The organism is Leptospira mtsangambouensis (genome assembly GCF_004770475.1).
In the GTDB taxonomy this organism is placed as follows: domain Bacteria; phylum Spirochaetota; class Leptospiria; order Leptospirales; family Leptospiraceae; genus Leptospira_A; species Leptospira_A mtsangambouensis.
In genome coordinates, this window is record NZ_RQHK01000003.1 from 151,759 (window position 1) to 169,221 (window position 17,463).

17 protein-coding genes are annotated in these 17,463 nt (G+C 38.8%); 11 read left to right on the top strand and 6 right to left on the bottom strand.

Annotated elements, in window-relative coordinates:
- Positions 1–43: 43 nt before the first annotated feature.
- The 4 genes from EHR01_RS07290 to EHR01_RS07305 are packed head-to-tail and all read right to left on the bottom strand — an operon-like array spanning position 44 to position 3,408.
- Complete coding sequence (locus EHR01_RS07290; protein WP_135694192.1) at positions 44–961, bottom strand: TPM domain-containing protein; 918 nt, start codon at positions 959–961, stop codon at positions 44–46.
- Positions 961–1,626, bottom strand: a complete 666-nt coding sequence (locus tag EHR01_RS07295; RefSeq protein ID WP_244310015.1) for a TPM domain-containing protein — start codon at positions 1,624–1,626, stop codon at positions 961–963. Before EHR01_RS07295 ends, EHR01_RS07290 begins: the two co-directional genes overlap by 1 nt.
- A gap of 46 nt (positions 1,627–1,672) precedes the next feature.
- Positions 1,673–2,527 carry a heme o synthase gene (locus tag EHR01_RS07300; protein ID WP_135694038.1) on the bottom strand — a complete coding sequence of 285 codons (855 nt, stop codon included), beginning with the start codon at positions 2,525–2,527 and terminating at the stop codon, positions 1,673–1,675.
- Complete coding sequence (locus tag EHR01_RS07305) at positions 2,527–3,408, bottom strand: COX15/CtaA family protein (protein WP_135694039.1); 882 nt, start codon at positions 3,406–3,408, stop codon at positions 2,527–2,529. The genes EHR01_RS07300 and EHR01_RS07305 overlap by 1 nt, the downstream gene beginning before the upstream one ends.
- 295 nt (positions 3,409–3,703) lie before the next feature.
- Between EHR01_RS07305 and EHR01_RS07310 the strand changes: the two genes are divergently transcribed.
- The 6 genes from EHR01_RS07310 (at position 3,704) to EHR01_RS07335 (ending at position 10,514) form a co-directional block, all read left to right on the top strand.
- Positions 3,704–4,537: an SCO family protein gene (locus EHR01_RS07310; RefSeq protein WP_135694040.1), complete on the top strand. Its 834-nt coding sequence runs from the start codon at positions 3,704–3,706 to the stop codon at positions 4,535–4,537.
- Positions 4,538–5,500 (top strand): cytochrome c oxidase subunit II, encoded by a 963-nt coding sequence (gene coxB / locus EHR01_RS07315; RefSeq protein ID WP_135694041.1) that lies wholly within the window; start codon positions 4,538–4,540, stop codon positions 5,498–5,500.
- A gap of 9 nt (positions 5,501–5,509) precedes the next feature.
- A complete protein-coding gene (locus EHR01_RS07320) occupies positions 5,510–7,123 on the top strand; it encodes a cytochrome c oxidase subunit I (RefSeq protein WP_135694042.1) in 1,614 nt (537 codons plus the stop codon).
- The gene (locus EHR01_RS07325) at positions 7,110–7,883 is read left to right on the top strand and encodes a cytochrome c oxidase subunit 3 family protein (protein WP_135694043.1); all 774 of its coding nucleotides are present in this window, start codon (positions 7,110–7,112) and stop codon (positions 7,881–7,883) included. The genes EHR01_RS07320 and EHR01_RS07325 overlap by 14 nt, the downstream gene beginning before the upstream one ends.
- A gap of 13 nt (positions 7,884–7,896) precedes the next feature.
- A complete protein-coding gene (locus tag EHR01_RS07330; RefSeq protein ID WP_135694044.1) occupies positions 7,897–8,493 on the top strand; it encodes a cytochrome C oxidase subunit IV family protein in 597 nt (198 codons plus the stop codon).
- A 68-nt stretch (positions 8,494–8,561) separates the two neighbouring features.
- On the top strand, positions 8,562–10,514 hold the full coding sequence (locus EHR01_RS07335; protein WP_135694045.1) for a SpoIIE family protein phosphatase: 1,953 nt from the start codon (positions 8,562–8,564) through the stop codon (positions 10,512–10,514).
- A gap of 24 nt (positions 10,515–10,538) precedes the next feature.
- Here the strand turns inward: EHR01_RS07335 and EHR01_RS07340 are convergent, their stop codons facing one another.
- Positions 10,539–10,823, bottom strand: coding sequence for a 7TM diverse intracellular signaling domain-containing protein (locus EHR01_RS07340; RefSeq protein ID WP_425269978.1), 285 nt, complete (start codon positions 10,821–10,823; stop codon positions 10,539–10,541).
- A 118-nt stretch (positions 10,824–10,941) separates the two neighbouring features.
- Entirely contained in the window at positions 10,942–11,475 is a 534-nt protein-coding gene (locus tag EHR01_RS07345; RefSeq protein ID WP_135694046.1) for a class I SAM-dependent methyltransferase, read from the bottom strand.
- Between the two features lie 240 nt (positions 11,476–11,715).
- On the opposite strand from EHR01_RS07345, the gene EHR01_RS07350 reads away from it, so the two are divergent.
- The 5 genes from EHR01_RS07350 to EHR01_RS07370 all read left to right on the top strand — a co-directional run bounded on the left by EHR01_RS07350 (position 11,716) and on the right by EHR01_RS07370 (position 17,388).
- Complete coding sequence (locus EHR01_RS07350; protein WP_135694047.1) at positions 11,716–12,330, top strand: hypothetical protein; 615 nt, start codon at positions 11,716–11,718, stop codon at positions 12,328–12,330.
- A gap of 83 nt (positions 12,331–12,413) precedes the next feature.
- The gene (locus EHR01_RS07355) at positions 12,414–12,995 is read left to right on the top strand and encodes a CarD family transcriptional regulator (RefSeq protein WP_004785733.1); all 582 of its coding nucleotides are present in this window, start codon (positions 12,414–12,416) and stop codon (positions 12,993–12,995) included.
- A gap of 39 nt (positions 12,996–13,034) precedes the next feature.
- Entirely contained in the window at positions 13,035–14,072 is a 1,038-nt protein-coding gene (locus EHR01_RS07360; protein ID WP_135694048.1) for a PIN/TRAM domain-containing protein, read from the top strand.
- Positions 14,073–14,096: 24 nt separating this feature from the next.
- Entirely contained in the window at positions 14,097–15,860 is a 1,764-nt protein-coding gene (locus EHR01_RS07365) for an apolipoprotein N-acyltransferase (protein ID WP_135694049.1), read from the top strand.
- Positions 15,841–17,388 carry a hypothetical protein gene (locus EHR01_RS07370; protein ID WP_135694050.1) on the top strand — a complete coding sequence of 516 codons (1,548 nt, stop codon included), beginning with the start codon at positions 15,841–15,843 and terminating at the stop codon, positions 17,386–17,388. The genes EHR01_RS07365 and EHR01_RS07370 overlap by 20 nt, the downstream gene beginning before the upstream one ends.
- Positions 17,389–17,463 lie beyond the last annotated feature (75 nt).

Sequence of the window (17,463 nt, forward strand, 5' to 3'; positions counted from 1 at the left end):
AATGATTTTGAATTCGTTTTCTTATTATTTCACTAATTCCAAATTACCAGTCGCCGGAAGCTCCACCACCAGCAGAGTCACCACCTCCACCAGACCAACTGTCCGAACCTGAAGACCACGAGTCACCGCCACTGGACCAACCTCCGCCGCCAAAATATCCACCGTCGGAGCCGCCACCATTACCGATTCCTAATTTATGTTTGATAAACATAACAAGAATAAATAACAAAACTGCGACGATAAGGCCAAACGTACTTCCGAATAGAAAGGTTAAAAGTGGAAATAAAACGAAAAGCCCAATGATTGTAAAAATGATTCCTCCAATCGAAGGGACAATTAAAGAAATCAAGGTAAAGATCCCTCCCACAATTCCAGAGGAAAAAACTTCATCGTCGGAACTATTGCCAGTTGTGGCGACATCATCCGCTGAAGGTGTGTATTCTCCTCGAATCGTTGCCATAATCGCATTCACACCGGCTGTCACCCCACCATCCATATCTTTTGCTTTAAAACGTGGTTTTAATTCATCACGAATGATTTGTTTGGCTTGGATGTCCGTTAGTGCACCTTCGAGTCCACGACCTACTTCTATTCGCATCTTTCTTTCGTTAGGTGCTATGATGAAGAGGACTCCATTGTTTTTGGATTTCTGTCCTAACTTCCATTCATCAAAAATTTGAATGGCTACCTCTTCAATCGGTTCATCTTGCAGACTCGGGGTCGTATACACTGCAATCTGATTTGAGGTTTCTGCTTCAAACTGCTTCAAATTTGTTTCAATTTGGGTGATTGTTGCTTGTGATAAAATTCCTGCATGGTCCATCACCCTTCTTTCTAATTTTGGAACAGGGTAGGAATGAATCGCAGTATAGATTGGGGATAAAAGAAAAATAAAAAGAGATATTTTCCCAAAATCAATAAATGAATTTAGTTTTGAATGATTCAGCTTTCTGAGACACATCACATCAATTTCCCACCATCTCGAATTTCATTTGAGATTTCATTTTTATCATCCTTTTCTCTTTGGATGTTGTATTTTTTGAGTAATTCTCCACAAAAGAGAATGCTAGATACAATCCCTTCCTTTTTTTGATTCGACTTCATCCCTTCAATGATCAGTTTCACTGCTTCATTCCATTCTGATTTTGGGACAACTCTTGCAATTTCTTTGTCAGGCAAAATGCGAACAAAGTGTTCATATAGAGAGATATAAATTAAAATTCCGGTTCGGTCTTTGGTTCTAAAAACTTCTTCGTCCAAAAAAGCTTCTTTTGCTCTCAGGTCGACAAAGTATTGTTTGGCTGCTCTTGACACTAAGTTGATTCTTAGTTTTGGAAAAAGAGCAGTAATGGATAATCCAAAAATAGCTCCTATCCAAACAGAGAGAACAGCATAAAGAGATTCCCCATTCCAAACAAGACCATAAAACTTTTGAGCCGTATAAAAACTAATACCAGTGATTCCACCCATAAGGAAGGCACCAAGCCAGGCCCATTCTTTGTAGTGGTGAGAGGATTCTGCAAAATAAGGAACAATTTCTGCAGAGGTTTTTGACTCAGCATCGCCGACAGCTCTTTTGATTTCTTCCAAATCAGATTGATTGAAATAACGTTTGAGGATACCCATGGGCAGAAGAAAAACAGGATTTCCTGCCCAAATCAATCAAAAAAACCTAGATTTTGGAATCGATCACGATTGCTAAACTTACTAAAAATAAATGAAAAATACTAAAAAAGAAAAATCGTTTTGCGAGAATTTTGTCCTTCGAAAGTTTTAAACGATAAGCAAAGACTAAAATCAAAATCGTTAATAAAATTGCAGAAATTAAAAATAAAATTCCCATCCTTTCATCTACAAAGAAAAACCCAATGACAGACAAAGAATAAGCAATTGCATAAAGGAAAATTTGGTTCACTGTCTTTTGAATGCCTGAAACAACAGGCATCATTGGAATTCCTGCAAATTCATAATCGTCTTTTAAGAAGATCGCAAGTGCCCAAAAATGTGCAGGTGTCCAGAGAAAGATCATTAAAAATAAAATCCATGCTTGGACTGGAAGTGCATTGGCCATAGCAGCATATCCGATCAGCGGTCCAATACATCCAGAGATCCCACCAATGACGATATTTTGTTCCGTTCTTGGTTTTAACCAGATTGTATACAAAAACACGTATAATAGCAATGCAGAAAGAGCACAAATTGCTGTTAGAAGATTGATGAATTTAGTTAAAATGATAAAGGCAATGATCGCCACTGCGACTCCAAGAAAGAGGGCAAATCCTGGAGAGATTTCGCCAGCAGGGATTGGTCTTAGTTTGGTTCTATACATCACTGCATCTCTATCTCGTTCAATGTACTGATTGAGAATAAAAGAAGCAGAACTCATTAAATAGGTTCCAAATAGAGTAATAGAGATTTCGAAAAGAGAAGGGTAACCAGTTGTACCTAGATACATTCCCGGAAGAACTGTCGCAAGTACAAGTACAGTTACTCTCGGTTTTGTCAGTTGGTTCCATAATCGGAACATTATAGAACCTCTTTTCCTGGAGACCTAAAATGATAAAAAGCCGCTATAAAACAAAACATAAATACAAGGACTCCATTTAACGTGTGTAATCCGGTAATCAGTTTTGGGAGTTGGTACAAAACGTTCATAGCACCAAGAAAAATTTGAAAAGAAATCAAATAAGCAGCAATTTTTAAAGATTTTTTAACTAGGTTGTCTTTTAGGTAGAGGATCCCATAAGCGGACAAAGAAAGTACTGACAAAGCCACTAAATAACCAAACAATCGATGTTCCATTTGAATTCGGATCGGCCCAACCATTTGAGGAAACCATTCTCCGTTACAAGTAGGAAAGTCCGAACAAACAAGACCTGCATAATGCGAACTCACCTTTCCTCCAAGGAAAAGTTGGTATAAAACAACGACGAGTACAAAAAGAAAAAAATACTTTCCTGGCCGATTCCATTGGAACTTGGATACAGAATCTTCAGAGATCAGCAATCGAACAGTTAAACAAGAAGAGAGAAGCAAAACTGCGTTGAGTAAATGTAGGTTAACGGTTGTTGGGTGGAGAAGTTTAGTAACAGTGAGTCCACCAAGGATCACTTGTGAAATAAGAAAGATAAGTGAAAGTGTAGCTGGGATTCCCATTTGTTTGCGTGTTTCTTGGTTCTGTATCACCCAAACGAAACCAATCCCCACAAGGATCCCTAAAATTCCAGAATAGTATCTATGGCCCACTTCCATAAAAATCTGAAATGTAAATTCTGGCACAAATTTCCCATGGCACAAAGGCCAGTCAGGGCATGCGAGTCCTGAATCTGTTGCTCTTACGAGTGGTCCGTAGAGGAGATTGATAAGGATCATAGCGGAAAGGATGGTGTAAAAACGTTTGAGTGTCATACGTCTATCTGTTTCCTCCAGGTTTTGTGATCTGAGTTTGGGGAAAATAAAATTAATCTTGCATCTTTTAAAAATTGTTGGATAAAAAGAGCAGTTTTTCGTATAGACTATATCAGGTAAAATTATGCAAAACACAGACCTTTACAATAAGGGTGGCTATTGGACTTTCCTTGTCACACTCGTTCTTAACATTCTTTTCTTCGCTTATATTTCCTTCGTTCACCCGGGAACACCGGACAACCCAGGAATGGAATCCAAAAGCGTTCAGTCCAAATAGGGTAACTACCAAACCTTCGTGAACATTCGATTCTTCTTTTTTCTTTGTTTGTTGGTTGGAACTCAGGTCTTTGCGTATGACCCACATTCCAATTTGGCTCGGGACAATAAACTCCCGAAAGAACTGGAAAATATTGGATTTTCTGATGTCACGGGGAAGTCACTCCAACTTGACATTCCGTTCCGAGATGAATCTGGGAAAACCGTTAAGTTCTCCGATTTTCTTTCGAAAGGAAAACCAGTCCTTCTTTCTCCCGTTTACTTCAAATGTCCCACTCTTTGTAACTTCCACTTAAATGGTGTGTTCCAAGGATTAAAAGCCCTCGATTGGACTCTCGGCAAAGAATACCAATACATTGCTGTATCCATTGACCCGAAAGAAAACGAATCAGTAGCTTTTCCTAAAAAGGGAGCTTATTTGAAGGAATATGGTAGAGAAGGTGCTGAATCCGGCCTTCATCTCCTCACCGGTACCCAAGAATCCATTGATGCTTTGACAAAACAACTGGACTTTCGGTACGCTTGGGATTCAGAAGCAAAACAATACATCCACGCCAGTGGGGTTTATGTTTTGACACCGGAAGGGAAGGTCTCCCGCATTTTCCAAGGGATCCAATTGGAACCAAGGGATTTGAAATTTGCCTTCTTAGAGGCATCTTCTGGGAAGATTGGGAGTTTTGTAGACAAGTTTGCTTTATTTTGCTTTCAATTTGATCCGAGAAAAAATAAATATACGATATACGCATACAGGATGATGCAATTCGGGGGGGCGGTCACCTTACTCCTTCTCGGTGCGTTTTTATACATAAACTGGCGAAAAATAACAAATAACAACCGTCAAGGAGTCACATAGATGTCTTGGAGCAGTCTCATTCCAGCGACCTCGTTCATGCCTATCCAGGCGACTGAAATCGCAAAAGAAGTCGATCTTCTCTATGCGTTTCTGATCATAGCAAGCCTTGTTTCGTTTGTCATCTTGATTGGTGGAATGACATGGTTCCTCATCAAGTTCAAACGTACAAGTTTAGACCAGAAATCCGCATACATTACTCACAATAATTTTGCAGAATTTCTTTGGTCGTTTATCCCTCTCATCATCATGATGGGGATTTTCTACTGGGGTATGGTCATTTTCGAAAAACTTAGAACCCCACCAGAAGACATTGCTGCTGAAATTCATGTCACTGCAGAGCAGTGGGCGTGGACTTATCGTTATGCGAACGGAAAAGAGTTTTATAGTTCCGGAAACGATCCAATGATTGTTCCTGCTGGAAAAGCAACAAAACTCATCCTCACTTCAAAAGATGTCATTCATAGTTTCTATGTTCCCGCTTTCCGAACCAAACAAGATGCGGTTCCTGGAAAACTGACACAACTTTGGTTTGAACCAAAACAACCTGGAGAATACATCGTATTCTGTACAGAATACTGCGGAACCAAACACTCTGGTATGATGATCAAAATCAAGGCGATTCCTTCTGAGGAATATGCGGCTTGGTATCATGCTGAGAAAAAAGGTGCTGATAGTCCTGCGGATCTTGGAAAGACTCTCTTTGCTCAAAAAGCTTGTGCTTCTTGCCATTCCATCGACGGATCTAGAATTGTTGGACCTACGATGAAAGGACTTTTTGGTTCTAGCCGAAAGTTTGCTGATGGTAGCCAATCCAAAGCAGATGAAAACTATCTTCGTGAATCCATCCTTGTATCCTCTGCAAAAATCGTAGAAGGATACCCGCCAGCAATGCCGGTATTCCAAGGCCAATTGTCTGACGAAGATGTTGCCAACCTAATTGAATATATCAAATCCATTAAATAAGGAAGAGAGATGAGTTCAGCACATACAAAAACCGAACATGGTCACACAGACCATAATTATCTGAACCACGGATCCGGAATCTGGTCTTGGATGACCACTCTGGACCACAAACGCATTGGTCTTATGTACTTTGCAACAGTAGCTACCCTTTTCTTAATTGGTGGTTTCTTTGCTTTGGGAATCCGTCTGCATTTAGCAAAGTTTGGCACAACCCCACTTTTGGATCCAGATACTTACAATAAGTTTATGACCTTCCATGGTGCCATTATGGTATTTATGGTGATCATTCCTGGAATTCCAGCTTTCCTTGGTAACTTTGTCCTCCCCATCCAATTGGGTGCCAAAGACGTTGCTTTCCCAAGACTGAACCTTGCTTCTTACTACATCTTCATTGCTGGAGCGCTGATTGCTGCATCCTCTATGATTTTTAACCAAGTAGACACAGGTTGGACATTCTATACTCCTTACTCCACGGCAAAAACTTCCAATGGAGTGATTTTGCTTGTTTTGGGTGCTTTTACAATGGGTTTTTCTTCCATCCTTACGGGACTAAACTTCATCGTTACCACTCATAAACTGAGAGCTCCTGGAATGACAATGGACCGAATCCCACTCATGATTTGGGCTTTGTATTCCACTTCCATCATTCAGATCCTTGCAACACCAATCCTTGCGATCACTCTTCTCCTCATCGGAGCAGAGAAAACTCTTGGAGTGGGAATCTTTGATCCAGACCTCGGTGGAGACCCAGTTCTTTTCCAACACTTCTTCTGGTTCTACTCTCACCCTGCGGTTTATATCATGATCCTTCCTGCGATGGGAGTGATTTCTGAGCTTATCACTGCGTTCTCCAAAAAAACAATTTTTGGATACCGAGCGATTGCTTATTCTTCCGTTGCGATTGCGGCAGTTTCCTTCCTTGTTTGGGGACACCATATGTTTGTGTCTGGCCAATCAACCATTGCAGGGATTGTTTTCTCCATCATCACTATGTTTGTTGGGGTTCCAACTGCGATCAAACTCTTCAACTGGATTTCCACAATGTATCGCGGAACAGTGACTTTCGAAGCGCCAATGCTCTTCGCTCTTGGTTTTATGTTCCTCTTTACGATCGGTGGTTTGACAGGAGTATTCCTTGCATCAACTGGTATGGACGTTCACTTCCATGACACTTACTTTGTGGTGGCTCACTTCCACTATGTAATGGTGGGAGGAACTCTTATGGCACTGATGGGTGGAATTTTCTACTGGTTCCCTAAGATGTTTGGAAAAATGACTTCTGATCTTGGTGGAAGAATCTCTTGGGTTCTTATTTTCACTGGATTCAACGTAACTTTCTTCCCACAATTCGTACTCGGTGCGATGGGAATGCCTAGACGTTACTTTGATTACCTTCCTGAATACACAAACCTCAACCAAATCTCAACTGTGGGTTCTTGGCTGATTGGTCTTGGATTTTTGGTAGGTCTTATCACAATCATTCATGGAATTTTGAAAGGAGAAAAGGCAACAGACAATCCTTGGGGTGCAAAAACACTCGAATGGCAAACGTCTTCTCCTCCTCCACACGAAAACTTTACAACTACTCCAACAGTAACTGCAGGGCCATATGACTTCCGTTAGTTCTTCAAGTGAATTTCACCACCAACACCATTTTAAGAGTGCAGAACACCAGTATGCCTCTTCCAAACAAGGAATTTGGTTATTCCTTTGCACTGAAATCCTGATGTTCGGTGGCCTATTCGTGGGTTACCTCATCTACCATTCCCTTTACCCGACAGTTTTCAAAAACGGATCGGAGACATTGGATTGGAAAATGGGAGCTGTGAACACAGTAGTCCTTTTGGTTAGTTCCTTTACGATGGCTGCTGCGATTAACTACGTGCAACGTGGTTTGCATAAAATTGCTGCCATCATGCTCGCACTTACAATCGCTTGTGCTGGTGCCTTCATGGTCATCAAATACTTTGAATACAGCCACAAGTTTCATGTGGGAACAGTTCCTGGTAAGTTTTCCCTTGTGGATCCTTCTTGTGCTGCAGGTGGAAAAAGAGCAGAGTGCGAATCTAAAATTTCTGCTCTCCTCAAAAATCCAGCAGAACTAGAAAAAAACCATGTGAGTGCAGAAGAAGTTGCTCGCTTAAAAGCAGTGATCTCTCAACCAAAATGGGAAATGTTCTATGGCTTTTACTTTGTTATGACTGGTCTTCACGGGGTTCACGTGGTAGCTGGTGCTTTCCTAATCTTCTGGGTTTTCATCAAAACTTTAAGAAGAAAGGTTGGTCCTGAATACTACACTCCAGTAGAAGGTGTGGGTCTTTTCTGGCACGTTGTGGACTTGGTATGGATTTACCTCTTCCCACTTCTTTATTTGGTAGGATAAAAGGTATTATAGAATGGAATACGTAATCAATTACGGACTTTACTTCATTGCTCTTGTTGCGGTTTTCACTCCAATTCTTGGATTTGGAATCTTTGCTCCAGGGATTGCAACAGCTACCATTTTAGGATTTATCGTAAACTGGTTCGGTCAGTTTTTCCAAACTGATCGTTTTGCAAAATTTACAGAAGAAAACAAAGATAGTAAATTGCTAAAATTTGTATTAGGTGATGAAGATCACAAAGAAGACCATGCTTCTGCTTCCATGTGGGTAGAAGATGGAGAAGAGGAAGAAGAACACGATCACCATGTGATCCCAATTAAAACATATGTTTTTGTTCTTTTAGCTTTGTTCTTTGGAACATTCATTACTGTTTGGGTAGCACAATACGACTTAGGAAAGTGGAATATGATTGTCGCAATGGCTGTGGCAACTTGTAAGGCTTTCTTCGTTTTGGCTTACTTCATGCATTTAAAGTATGATAATATGCTGAACCGTGTTATCTTTCTCTCTGCATTTGCCTTCTTGGCTTTATTGTTTGCGTTCTCTTTCGGGGATATTATTTCTCGAATTGCTCCTTCGACAGAGTTCCCTGCAAAACCTTTCTTCTAGAAAAAAATAGACAAAACATTTTGAAAGAAGCCCGCCCATGCGCGGGCTTTTTCGTCTAATGAAGAATCGTGTATCACTACCTAAAAGCGATTCTCTCTCAATTTTTGGACCTAATTCCCGAGAGGAAAATCTATAACGAAGATTACATTAAGGAATTAGACCGGCACACTCGAATCATTCAAATCCCTGGAAGTATTATTGGTGTCTTTGGTATGTTAGGATTTGCATTTGATACCGATGCCAAACTCCATCCCGAATTTCCAGAACTGTTTTATTACCGAATTGGCTATAGTCTCTTTTGTTTTTCCTATATTGTTTTTATCATTTATAACCATTTTAAAAATAAATTTTCCACTTGGGAAGGGTTGACTTGGGCATATTTAACATATGCTTATCTACTGTTTACCGCTGCCTATTATACAGGTCGGATCGCAGATGATGCCGCTTATGTATCTGGATACCAGATGCTCGTGATGATTCTCCCTTTTTTGCCACTGCCAAGAAAAACATTACTCATCTACTATCCTATATCCATTCTGATATTTTTTATTTCTGTGTTTATTTATAAACCCAACCTAACAACCGCTGCTGCAAATTATTCAATGCAGAACCTGACAATCAGTTATGTTCTGGGAATTTTTAGCGGTCTGATTATGGAAAGATACCGCTTCCATTCTTTTCTTAACCACAAACGAATCATTAAAAAAAATGAAGAAATTACCAAGACGGTAGATGAAATTCAGAACTTAAAATCACAACAAGATGGAGATTATTTTTTAACATCATTACTCTTGGAACCTCTGCTTGGTCATGAAACCGATGGGAATGCAATCGGAATTGAAACAGTAGTGAATCAATATAAAAAATTCCAATTCAGGAATAAGGAATACCAGTTAGGTGGTGATTATATATCGGTATTCAACCTGATTTTGCAGGGGAAACGTTACAAAGCCTTTATCAACGGGGATGCCATGGGGAAATCGATCCAAGGTGCTGGTGGGGCCATTGTACTCGGAGCAGTATATAACTCGATCATCATTCGATCCAAAATGGATCCTGCATCATCGAACAGGTCACCTGAACGTTGGTTACATGATTGTTATTTGGACTTACAAAAAGTATTTGAAACTTTTGATGGTGCGATGTTGGTCTCTGCCGTTGTGGGTTTACTTGAGGAGTCAACAGGAACTTTGTATTTTGTCAATTTAGAACACCCTTCGGTGATTTTGTATCGAGATGGGAAGGCCTCTTTTATTGAAGATGAAGTTCATTATTATAAGTTAGGTGTGATTGAAGGACTTTCCGAAAGAATCATTTCTGTGTTTCAGATGAAAAAATCGGATAAAATCTTTTGTGGTTCTGATGGGAAAGATGATTTGATACTTTCTGAACAAGGACGGTATCGGGATATCAATGAAGATCATAATTTAATATTAGGAAATATTGAAGAAGCAGAAGGGGAAATGCAACCTCTCCTTGAATGTTTACGAAAAAAGGGAAAGTATTCTGATGATTTGAGTTTGATATCGTTACAATACAATCTAGATCCATATCCAAAACCTGGAAAATTTTTCCTAGAAGCTAAGGAAAAAATAAGAGAAAAACAATATGATAAAGCACTTGAGTTGTTGTTGTCTTATGATTCGGCTCTTGACACATCCATCGCTGAACTCAAATATATTGCGAAGTTGTATGAGAGAAAGGGTGATTTAGTAAAGGCGATGGAATATGCAAGTCTTGCATTGGAAAATTATCCCTCAGATACAATTTGGATGTTTCATACTTCTGTTCTTTATAAAAGAATGTATTCTTTGTATAAATCTCAGTCTTTTCTATGGGAGTCACAAGAGCTCAGCGAACGTGTTCGACTTCGCCAACCTTCGAATATTCGTAACTTAATTCACTTAGCGGATGTTTGTCGGTTGAATGGGGATAAGGATCGTGCAACTTATTTGGTGGGTATGATAAAAAAAATGTCTCCGGAACACCCAAGGTTAAAAGAAATTATATCTGTGATTTGAATACTTTGGCTATCAATAAATTTTTTAGATTGTTATAAATTCGTTTCGTTCCCAATCCAAATCTTTGTACTTTTGCAGAAGATTGAATAATAAAAAAAATAGATCGATAGGAAATATAAAGATCGATCCATATAAAACCGGCAATGAGTAGGGAATGATACCTAAGTAATAGAAAATGGAAACGTATCCGGAACAAAGATAACTTCCCCAACAGAAGAGAAAGAATTTGATTTTTTTATCTCCCATCCAATAGATTCGAAGCCCAGTCAAAAGGATGATCGGAACCGATATTAAATAGATAAGATTGATGAGTCTTCCTTAATGTCTCAATAATTAGATTGGCATAATTTGTATTATTAATGAATCTAAATATAAACCGTATGAGTGTATGAATTCTGTCGATCATTGATATGTTGACCTGTATATTTTACTTTTTTAATACAATGATTCGATTTTCAATTTCAAAATTTTTGAATTCGTAATGCATGCAAATCCATTCAAAAGCTTCTTTGGTATAAAAGAAGGTATGGGTCTGGTCATTTTTATAATACCATTTTTCAAAATTAATACTGTCATCGTAAGGATGGGTTAGGAGATACAAACATCCGTTTGTATTTAATAAGTTGTATAAGTTTTGAAATTCTTTTTTGGGGGAATGGAAATGTTCCACCACTTCTGTGAGGATGATGTAATCATAAGTTTGTTTTAAGTTTTCTGGATCATTATGAAAAAAAGGATCATATAATTTGATTTTGTATCCATTTTGTTCCAACAAAAATTGAACCACAGGGCCAGGACCAGCTCCATAATCCAAACCTTGGTCTGTGGAATTTTGGTTGCACAAAACTTTCTCCACCACTGGTTTTAAAAAATTTTGGTAACGTATGTCAGTTACATCGTTATTGTGTTCTAGATACCGAGTTTTTTCTTCCTCTGGGTTTGGCCAAAACTTTGAATCCATAAAAATGGAAAGACAATGACGGCATCTTCGATAAGAGCGAAATTTGTTAGTAAAAAAAGGATTCGATTCCGATTCACAAAGAGGGCAATTCACGATTTCTAAATCTCATTTTTGAAAATGGACTAGTGGTTTCAACTACGATCTAATAGGCTTTGGAATCATTTCCTTTTCAGTAAAAAACAATTCTATTTTTTCGAATCGGTGTCCGACAATTAAAGTAATAGAGATACCGGAACGCCCATGCAAAATATAGATTATTCGAGAAAGCTTAGATCCGGCCGACCCTTAGAAGGCGAGGTTCCGTCCTATTCTCCACAAACTCATTCTTATCTCGGTGCGACCCAAAAGCCTAAATCTGCATTCATTCTTCTCATTGGTGGCATTTTATTATTTACCTCTGGTATGGTGGTGGGCATCCAACTAGGCCAAAAAGAAACTAAATTTAAAGAAAATTCAGAGACTTCTTTTTCGAATGTTGGTGGCGCACAAAGATTGCCGGCACCAAAACTTAGAAACCCAGAAGAAGTTGCAAGCGACCAAGAAGAGAATAGGTCCAATGAACCGGGACCGAACTCTGGATCACCATTCCCTCAAACTTTAAAGTTTCCGCCTAAAAATGACCAAATCAATTATATGGTACAAATTGGGGATTTCACACCAGAAGAAGCAATAGCCGTGGGAAAGCAACTGATTGATACCAATCCTAGCCTTCGGGGCAGGATCTTTCGTACCTCTACGGGAAAACTCTTTGCAGGTTATTTTTATCGTTTGGATGACGCAAAAGAAACTTTGGAAGCTGTGAAATCGAAACTCCCCAGCTTGACCGACGCACAAGTAAAAACCATTCGATTCTGAACTATTTTTACCAACTTCCTTGACATTCGTCAATTTTCAGGTATACTCATGGCAAGAGTATTTACGGAAGTTATTATACTTACTTGGCTACAAAAAAACTAAACGAAAAAACTAAAGAGCCTAAATTCAAGGTGGGGGACTACGTTGTATACCCTATCCATGGAGTAGGTGAAGTCACAGAAGTTGCGAAAAAGCTGATTCTGGGAAAGAAAAAAGACTGTTACAGTTTGGAAATTCAAGGTTCCAAAATGAAGGTCTCTATCCCTGTGGATCGGGCAATGGATGTGGGTATCCGGTCGATCATTGATAAAAAAGAGATCAAAAAAGTTCTCACTCTCCTAAAAAAGGATGAGGTCGACACGGAAGAGGACTGGAAGGTCCGTTACCAGAACAATATGAACAAGATCAAATCTGGTTCCATTTTCGAAGTGGCTGATGTTTGCCGTAATCTTTACAGACGTGCCTATGGCAAAGAACTTTCCATTATGGAAAGAAAGCTCTATGAGAGCGCCTATAATTTAGTAAAGATGGAAATTGCATTGAGTAAGGGTGTACCCCAAGAAGAAGCAGGAAACATTGTTTCCGATGTGCTGGCAGCTTCAGTGCAAGGTATGGCTCCACCACCACCTCCAAAAGAATTGGATGATGATCTAGATTTAGAATAAACTTCCGTTTTTGCTCAACTCTTTTATAAGGATTGAGTTATGAAACACTTACTTTCAACCCTTGGGACAATTTTTGTCTCTTCGGTATCGTTTTTCTTCTTATATTCGGAATCGCAAAACCTCGTTTTGGCGGGGACACTTGCGGGAGTCATTCTTCTTTATTCCCTATTCCTCGTGTTAGGCGAAAGAAAATTATTCCCTGAAATCAAAGCAGATGTTGTACTTTGTGCTAGCGTGGGTGCGCTTCTTGGATTGTCCATCGCAGCATTCCCAGTTAGCCTTCTCAACGATTACGGATACAAATCCATTGCCATTTTTGTGGCAGTTCTTCTTTTCCTCACAGGAATCAAAACCGGAGTGGCTTTTGCTAAAAAACCAGGCCTTGGGATTTTTGGTGGTGGCAATGCAACCGGTGGTTCTAGTTTTCAAATCCCTGGACTCGAAACTAGCAACACTCAGATCAAAGATAAAATTTTAGATACCTCTGTTGTGATTGATGGTCGTATTTTAGATATTGCTGATACACATTTTCTAGATGGCCCGCTCATTCTTCCAAACTTTGTGTTACGTGAGATCCAACTTATCTCTGATTCTTCTGATCCCATCAAAAGAGCTCGCGGTCGCCGTGGTCTTGAGATGTTAAACAAACTGCAAAGAAAAGGTTCTATCGAAGTTAAGATCACTTATACGGATTATTCTGATACTCGCGAAGTGGATGCAAAACTTGTGAAACTAGCACGTGATACTGGTGGGGCTGTTGTAACTAACGACTTCAACCTAAACAAGGTAGCTGAGTTACAAGGGGTTCGTGTTCTTAACTTAAACAATCTTGCCAACGCATTAAAACCTGTTGTACTTCCTGGTGAAGAATTCCAAATTTCTGTCATCAAAGAAGGAAAAGACGAAAACCAAGGAATTGGTTACTTAGAAGATGGTACGATGGTTGTGATTGAAAACGGCGGCCATTTAGTTGGAAAAGATGTACGAGTGGTAGTCACAAGTATCATCCAAACAGCTGCTGGTAAAATGATTTTTACAAAAGTGCAAAACGGTAACAATAACTACAACAAATCGTAATTTAATTTAAGTAGTCTAACGGGTATGAAACTAGTACGTTTTTTAATTTCGCGCGAAGGGTTCATATCCGTTTTTTGTTATACGATTACCGCTGTATTTTCCTTCCTTTCTTTTGCTCCTTTAAACCTTCCATTTTTTGTTTGGCTTGCTCCCTTTGGGCTTTTCCTTGTAGAAAAAAGAAATAGGGGAGAATGGAAAAAACTCATCTATCACGGGTTTGGTTTTTCCATTTTGTTTTATTTTGTTTCCTTCCATTGGATTTACCATATGACCACTGTTTTTGGTGGGTTTGATTGGTATTTGGCAGTTCCCATTTTTATTGGTTCTGCAATTTTACTAAATTTTAAATTTCCTGTTTATCTTTTGTTGTTTTCCTTTTTGGCGAAACGACTGGGAAAATTTTTCCCAGTCATAGCTTCTGTTTCGATTTTATTTGCGGAATTTTTTACACCACAAGTTTTCCCTTGGTATTTTGGGAATGTTGTGGCTGAAAATCAAATTTTGGCACAAAACGCAGAGTATGCGAGTTCGTACGGATTGTCCGCATTTTTGTTTTTTGTTTCTTACTATTTGTTTTCTTTTAGAAAACCAAAAACTTTTTTTCGCCTACTGACAAACTTTCTCTCGAAACACAAAACCTTCCAAAAACAGTTTTTATTTGGTGGTTTAAGCCTTGTTTTGGTTTTAGTTCTATTTTTTGGAAATGGATATTATTTATTTCAAAAATGGTCAAAAGTGAAACCCATCGCGGAAAGAGATGTTTTGATCATTCAACCGAATGCCCCTTTGGAATTTCGGGATGGACGTAATCCTGCAGAAGAAATTCGAAATCTAATGACTCGTATTGATTCAATGGCAGAACGGGAACTGAAAGGGAACCCAGTGGATCTTGTGGTTTTGCCTGAGTCGGGGGTTCCGTTTTTCACAACTCATGATACAGAAGTAACAAGATACAGCCGTATTTATTGGCATCAATTTGAATCTTTGATGGCGATCTTAAGTCTACGACATGGAACAAATGTATTTTACAATGAGTTAGATGCAGACCTTAGTACAGAAGCACTTCCTGGTCGTATTTCCAGACGAGATGTTCGGATGTATAATTCTTCGGTGGTGATGAATCCAAATGGAGAAAGAAGAAATAGTTATCAAAAAGTTTTTTTACTAATCTTTGGTGAATACATGCCCTTTGAATGGATGTATGCATTGTCTGGACAAACCGGACAGTTTGCACCGGGAACCAATTTGAATTTAATTCCTTATTATGAACCAAGAAAGACTGCTCCTACGCAAACAAAAGATCTACACTTTGAAGATACAATGACGATGGGCCCAATTGCAGTTCGAGAATACTATTCTAAAGAGAAGGTAGAAGAAAAACAAATTGGTAGTTTTTTACCTTTGATTTGTTATGAAGTCATTATCTCCGAGTTTGTCAGAAAGTTTGAGGGAGATCCTGATTTTATTGTCAATGTCACAAACGACAAATGGTATGGAAATTCTGTTGAGTCTTACCAACACCATACCTTAGGTAGACTGCGAGCCATAGAATTCCGCAAATGGATTGTTCGGTCCACAAATTCTGGAACCTCTGTGTTTACGGACCATCTCGGGCGAAATATTGATAATGATTTCACTCCGATTGAAACAACCGCTGTGATTCGCAAAAAAGTTCAGGTGATTCCTGGAGAAATGACTTTTTACAGATTATATGGGAACTTACTTTCTTATTTGTATATGGGAATTGTAGGATTAGTGTTTTTCTTTTATGCGAAAAGGAATCCTTAAAGTTCTTTTTGACTTTAGATTTTATATCGCCCTCTATATTTCAGTCGTCTCTCACATAACATTAATTATATATTCTTTTAATAACTCAGATTCCCCTTATCAAAAAATTCTTTGTGGCCCACCTTGGATTTATGCGCAGGAAGAAGAAAAAGAACTCTCGTTTCAGATGAATTTTGGAAAAATCGGTGGAGAAACTGGTAATGCAGAAACTGCAGATGAACCAGGTGAGGGAGAGGAAGGAGAAGATGGTGATGGGAATGGTTTTTCCAAAGGTAAATATAAGGGGAGCCAATGGGAAGAATTAGTCAAAGACTTGGAAGGCACATCTTCGTTACGCAAACAATTCAAAAATGACTATGACCAGATCAATGAAAACTCTGGAGTTGCGGATTCTTATATCAAAAGAAACCGTGATTATGAGGATATCATTGTTAAAGATGTTCTACCGACGGTAAAAGGAATTCGTGATCCTTTCCGTGTTGATATAGAAAACGCCGAAGATAATTTATTTGTTCACAAAGAACGAAACCGCATCATCGAAGAGTTTCGAAAAGGAGATGAATCCTCTCCACCTATCACTATGAGGATTTCTAAGGAAGGTGAAGCAGAACCAAAATCTCCACTTTCAATGACGAAGGATGACCGGGCTCGTTACTTAGACAAAACACTCAAACAAAAGAAAGAAAAACAATTGGATGAGTTTATCTCTCGGTTTATGGGATATGATCCAGACAAAGGAGACCTTAGTTTTTTTGTTCGAGATTTGTATTATGAAAACTTACAAAGGTTAGCCTATCCTTTTAGCGGAGATCCCAGTTATTTTGCCATTGATTATTTTCAAGAAAATCTGAATAAAGAAGATTTTCTTAGACAAATGATGGCTGCACTTTCAGAGAATTTAGGAACCAATACTGGTACAGAAATTCTTTTTACCATTGAAAACATTTATGAAATTCAAAGCCGGGCTCTCGAACAATACTTCCAAGCAAAAGAATACTTAAAACTAGCAACTCCTGAACAAAAACAAACTCTACGTTATGAAACCTTACGAAGGATGTCAGAAAAATATAAAAAACTCTTAACGGAAAAGAAACTCTTCAACCCAAAAGATGTGGAAGAAGCTTATTCAAAAAAGAGAGTTGATATTTTGGATACGTTGATTGCAAAAACTCCGAAGGGATATAGACTGAAGGATGGGTATTTTGAAAAGGGAAGGGTTCTTTGGGAGGCAGGGAACAGTCGCAAAGATTCGAAACTCCAATCAGAAGCAATCAAAACTTGGAACCGAATCACATCTGTACCCGCAAATGGTGATTTTTTAAATGAAAAAGCATTTGAAACGATCCAACTTTTATTAAGAGACCTTGGAAACGTTTCTGATGCAGATCGTTTGCCTCTCCAGACAAAAGACCAAATTGATTTTATTCTCCGCACAAGACTCAGTGAAGCGATGAGTCGAAAAAAGGAAAGGGAAGATAAATTGCTCTGGCCTAAGATCAATCAAAAACAAAAAAAAGCTGAGAACTAAAGTGAAATATAAATATCCGCAGCCTGATAGATGTTAGGCGTTATATTGTTTTGATTTAACTTACGGGGAAAAAGC

Bases quoted from the DNA above. Each gene is read 5' to 3' on its own strand.
- EHR01_RS07290 (WP_135694192.1), bottom strand. From the start codon at position 961: ATGTGTCTCAGAAAGCTGAATCATTCAAAACTAAATTCATTTATTGAT.
- EHR01_RS07295 (WP_244310015.1), bottom strand. From the start codon at position 1,626: ATGGGTATCCTCAAACGTTATTTCAATCAATCTGATTTGGAAGAAATC.
- EHR01_RS07300 (WP_135694038.1), bottom strand. From the start codon at position 2,527: ATGTTCCGATTATGGAACCAACTGACAAAACCGAGAGTAACTGTACTT.
- EHR01_RS07305 (WP_135694039.1), bottom strand. From the start codon at position 3,408: ATGACACTCAAACGTTTTTACACCATCCTTTCCGCTATGATCCTTATC.
- coxB (WP_135694041.1), top strand. From the start codon at position 4,538: ATGTCTTGGAGCAGTCTCATTCCAGCGACCTCGTTCATGCCTATCCAG.
- EHR01_RS07320 (WP_135694042.1), top strand. From the start codon at position 5,510: ATGAGTTCAGCACATACAAAAACCGAACATGGTCACACAGACCATAAT.
- EHR01_RS07325 (WP_135694043.1), top strand. From the start codon at position 7,110: ATGACTTCCGTTAGTTCTTCAAGTGAATTTCACCACCAACACCATTTT.
- EHR01_RS07330 (WP_135694044.1), top strand. From the start codon at position 7,897: ATGGAATACGTAATCAATTACGGACTTTACTTCATTGCTCTTGTTGCG.
- EHR01_RS07345 (WP_135694046.1), bottom strand. From the start codon at position 11,475: ATGGATTCAAAGTTTTGGCCAAACCCAGAGGAAGAAAAAACTCGGTAT.
- EHR01_RS07350 (WP_135694047.1), top strand. From the start codon at position 11,716: ATGCAAAATATAGATTATTCGAGAAAGCTTAGATCCGGCCGACCCTTA.
- EHR01_RS07360 (WP_135694048.1), top strand. From the start codon at position 13,035: ATGAAACACTTACTTTCAACCCTTGGGACAATTTTTGTCTCTTCGGTA.
- EHR01_RS07365 (WP_135694049.1), top strand. From the start codon at position 14,097: ATGAAACTAGTACGTTTTTTAATTTCGCGCGAAGGGTTCATATCCGTT.
- EHR01_RS07370 (WP_135694050.1), top strand. From the start codon at position 15,841: ATGCGAAAAGGAATCCTTAAAGTTCTTTTTGACTTTAGATTTTATATC.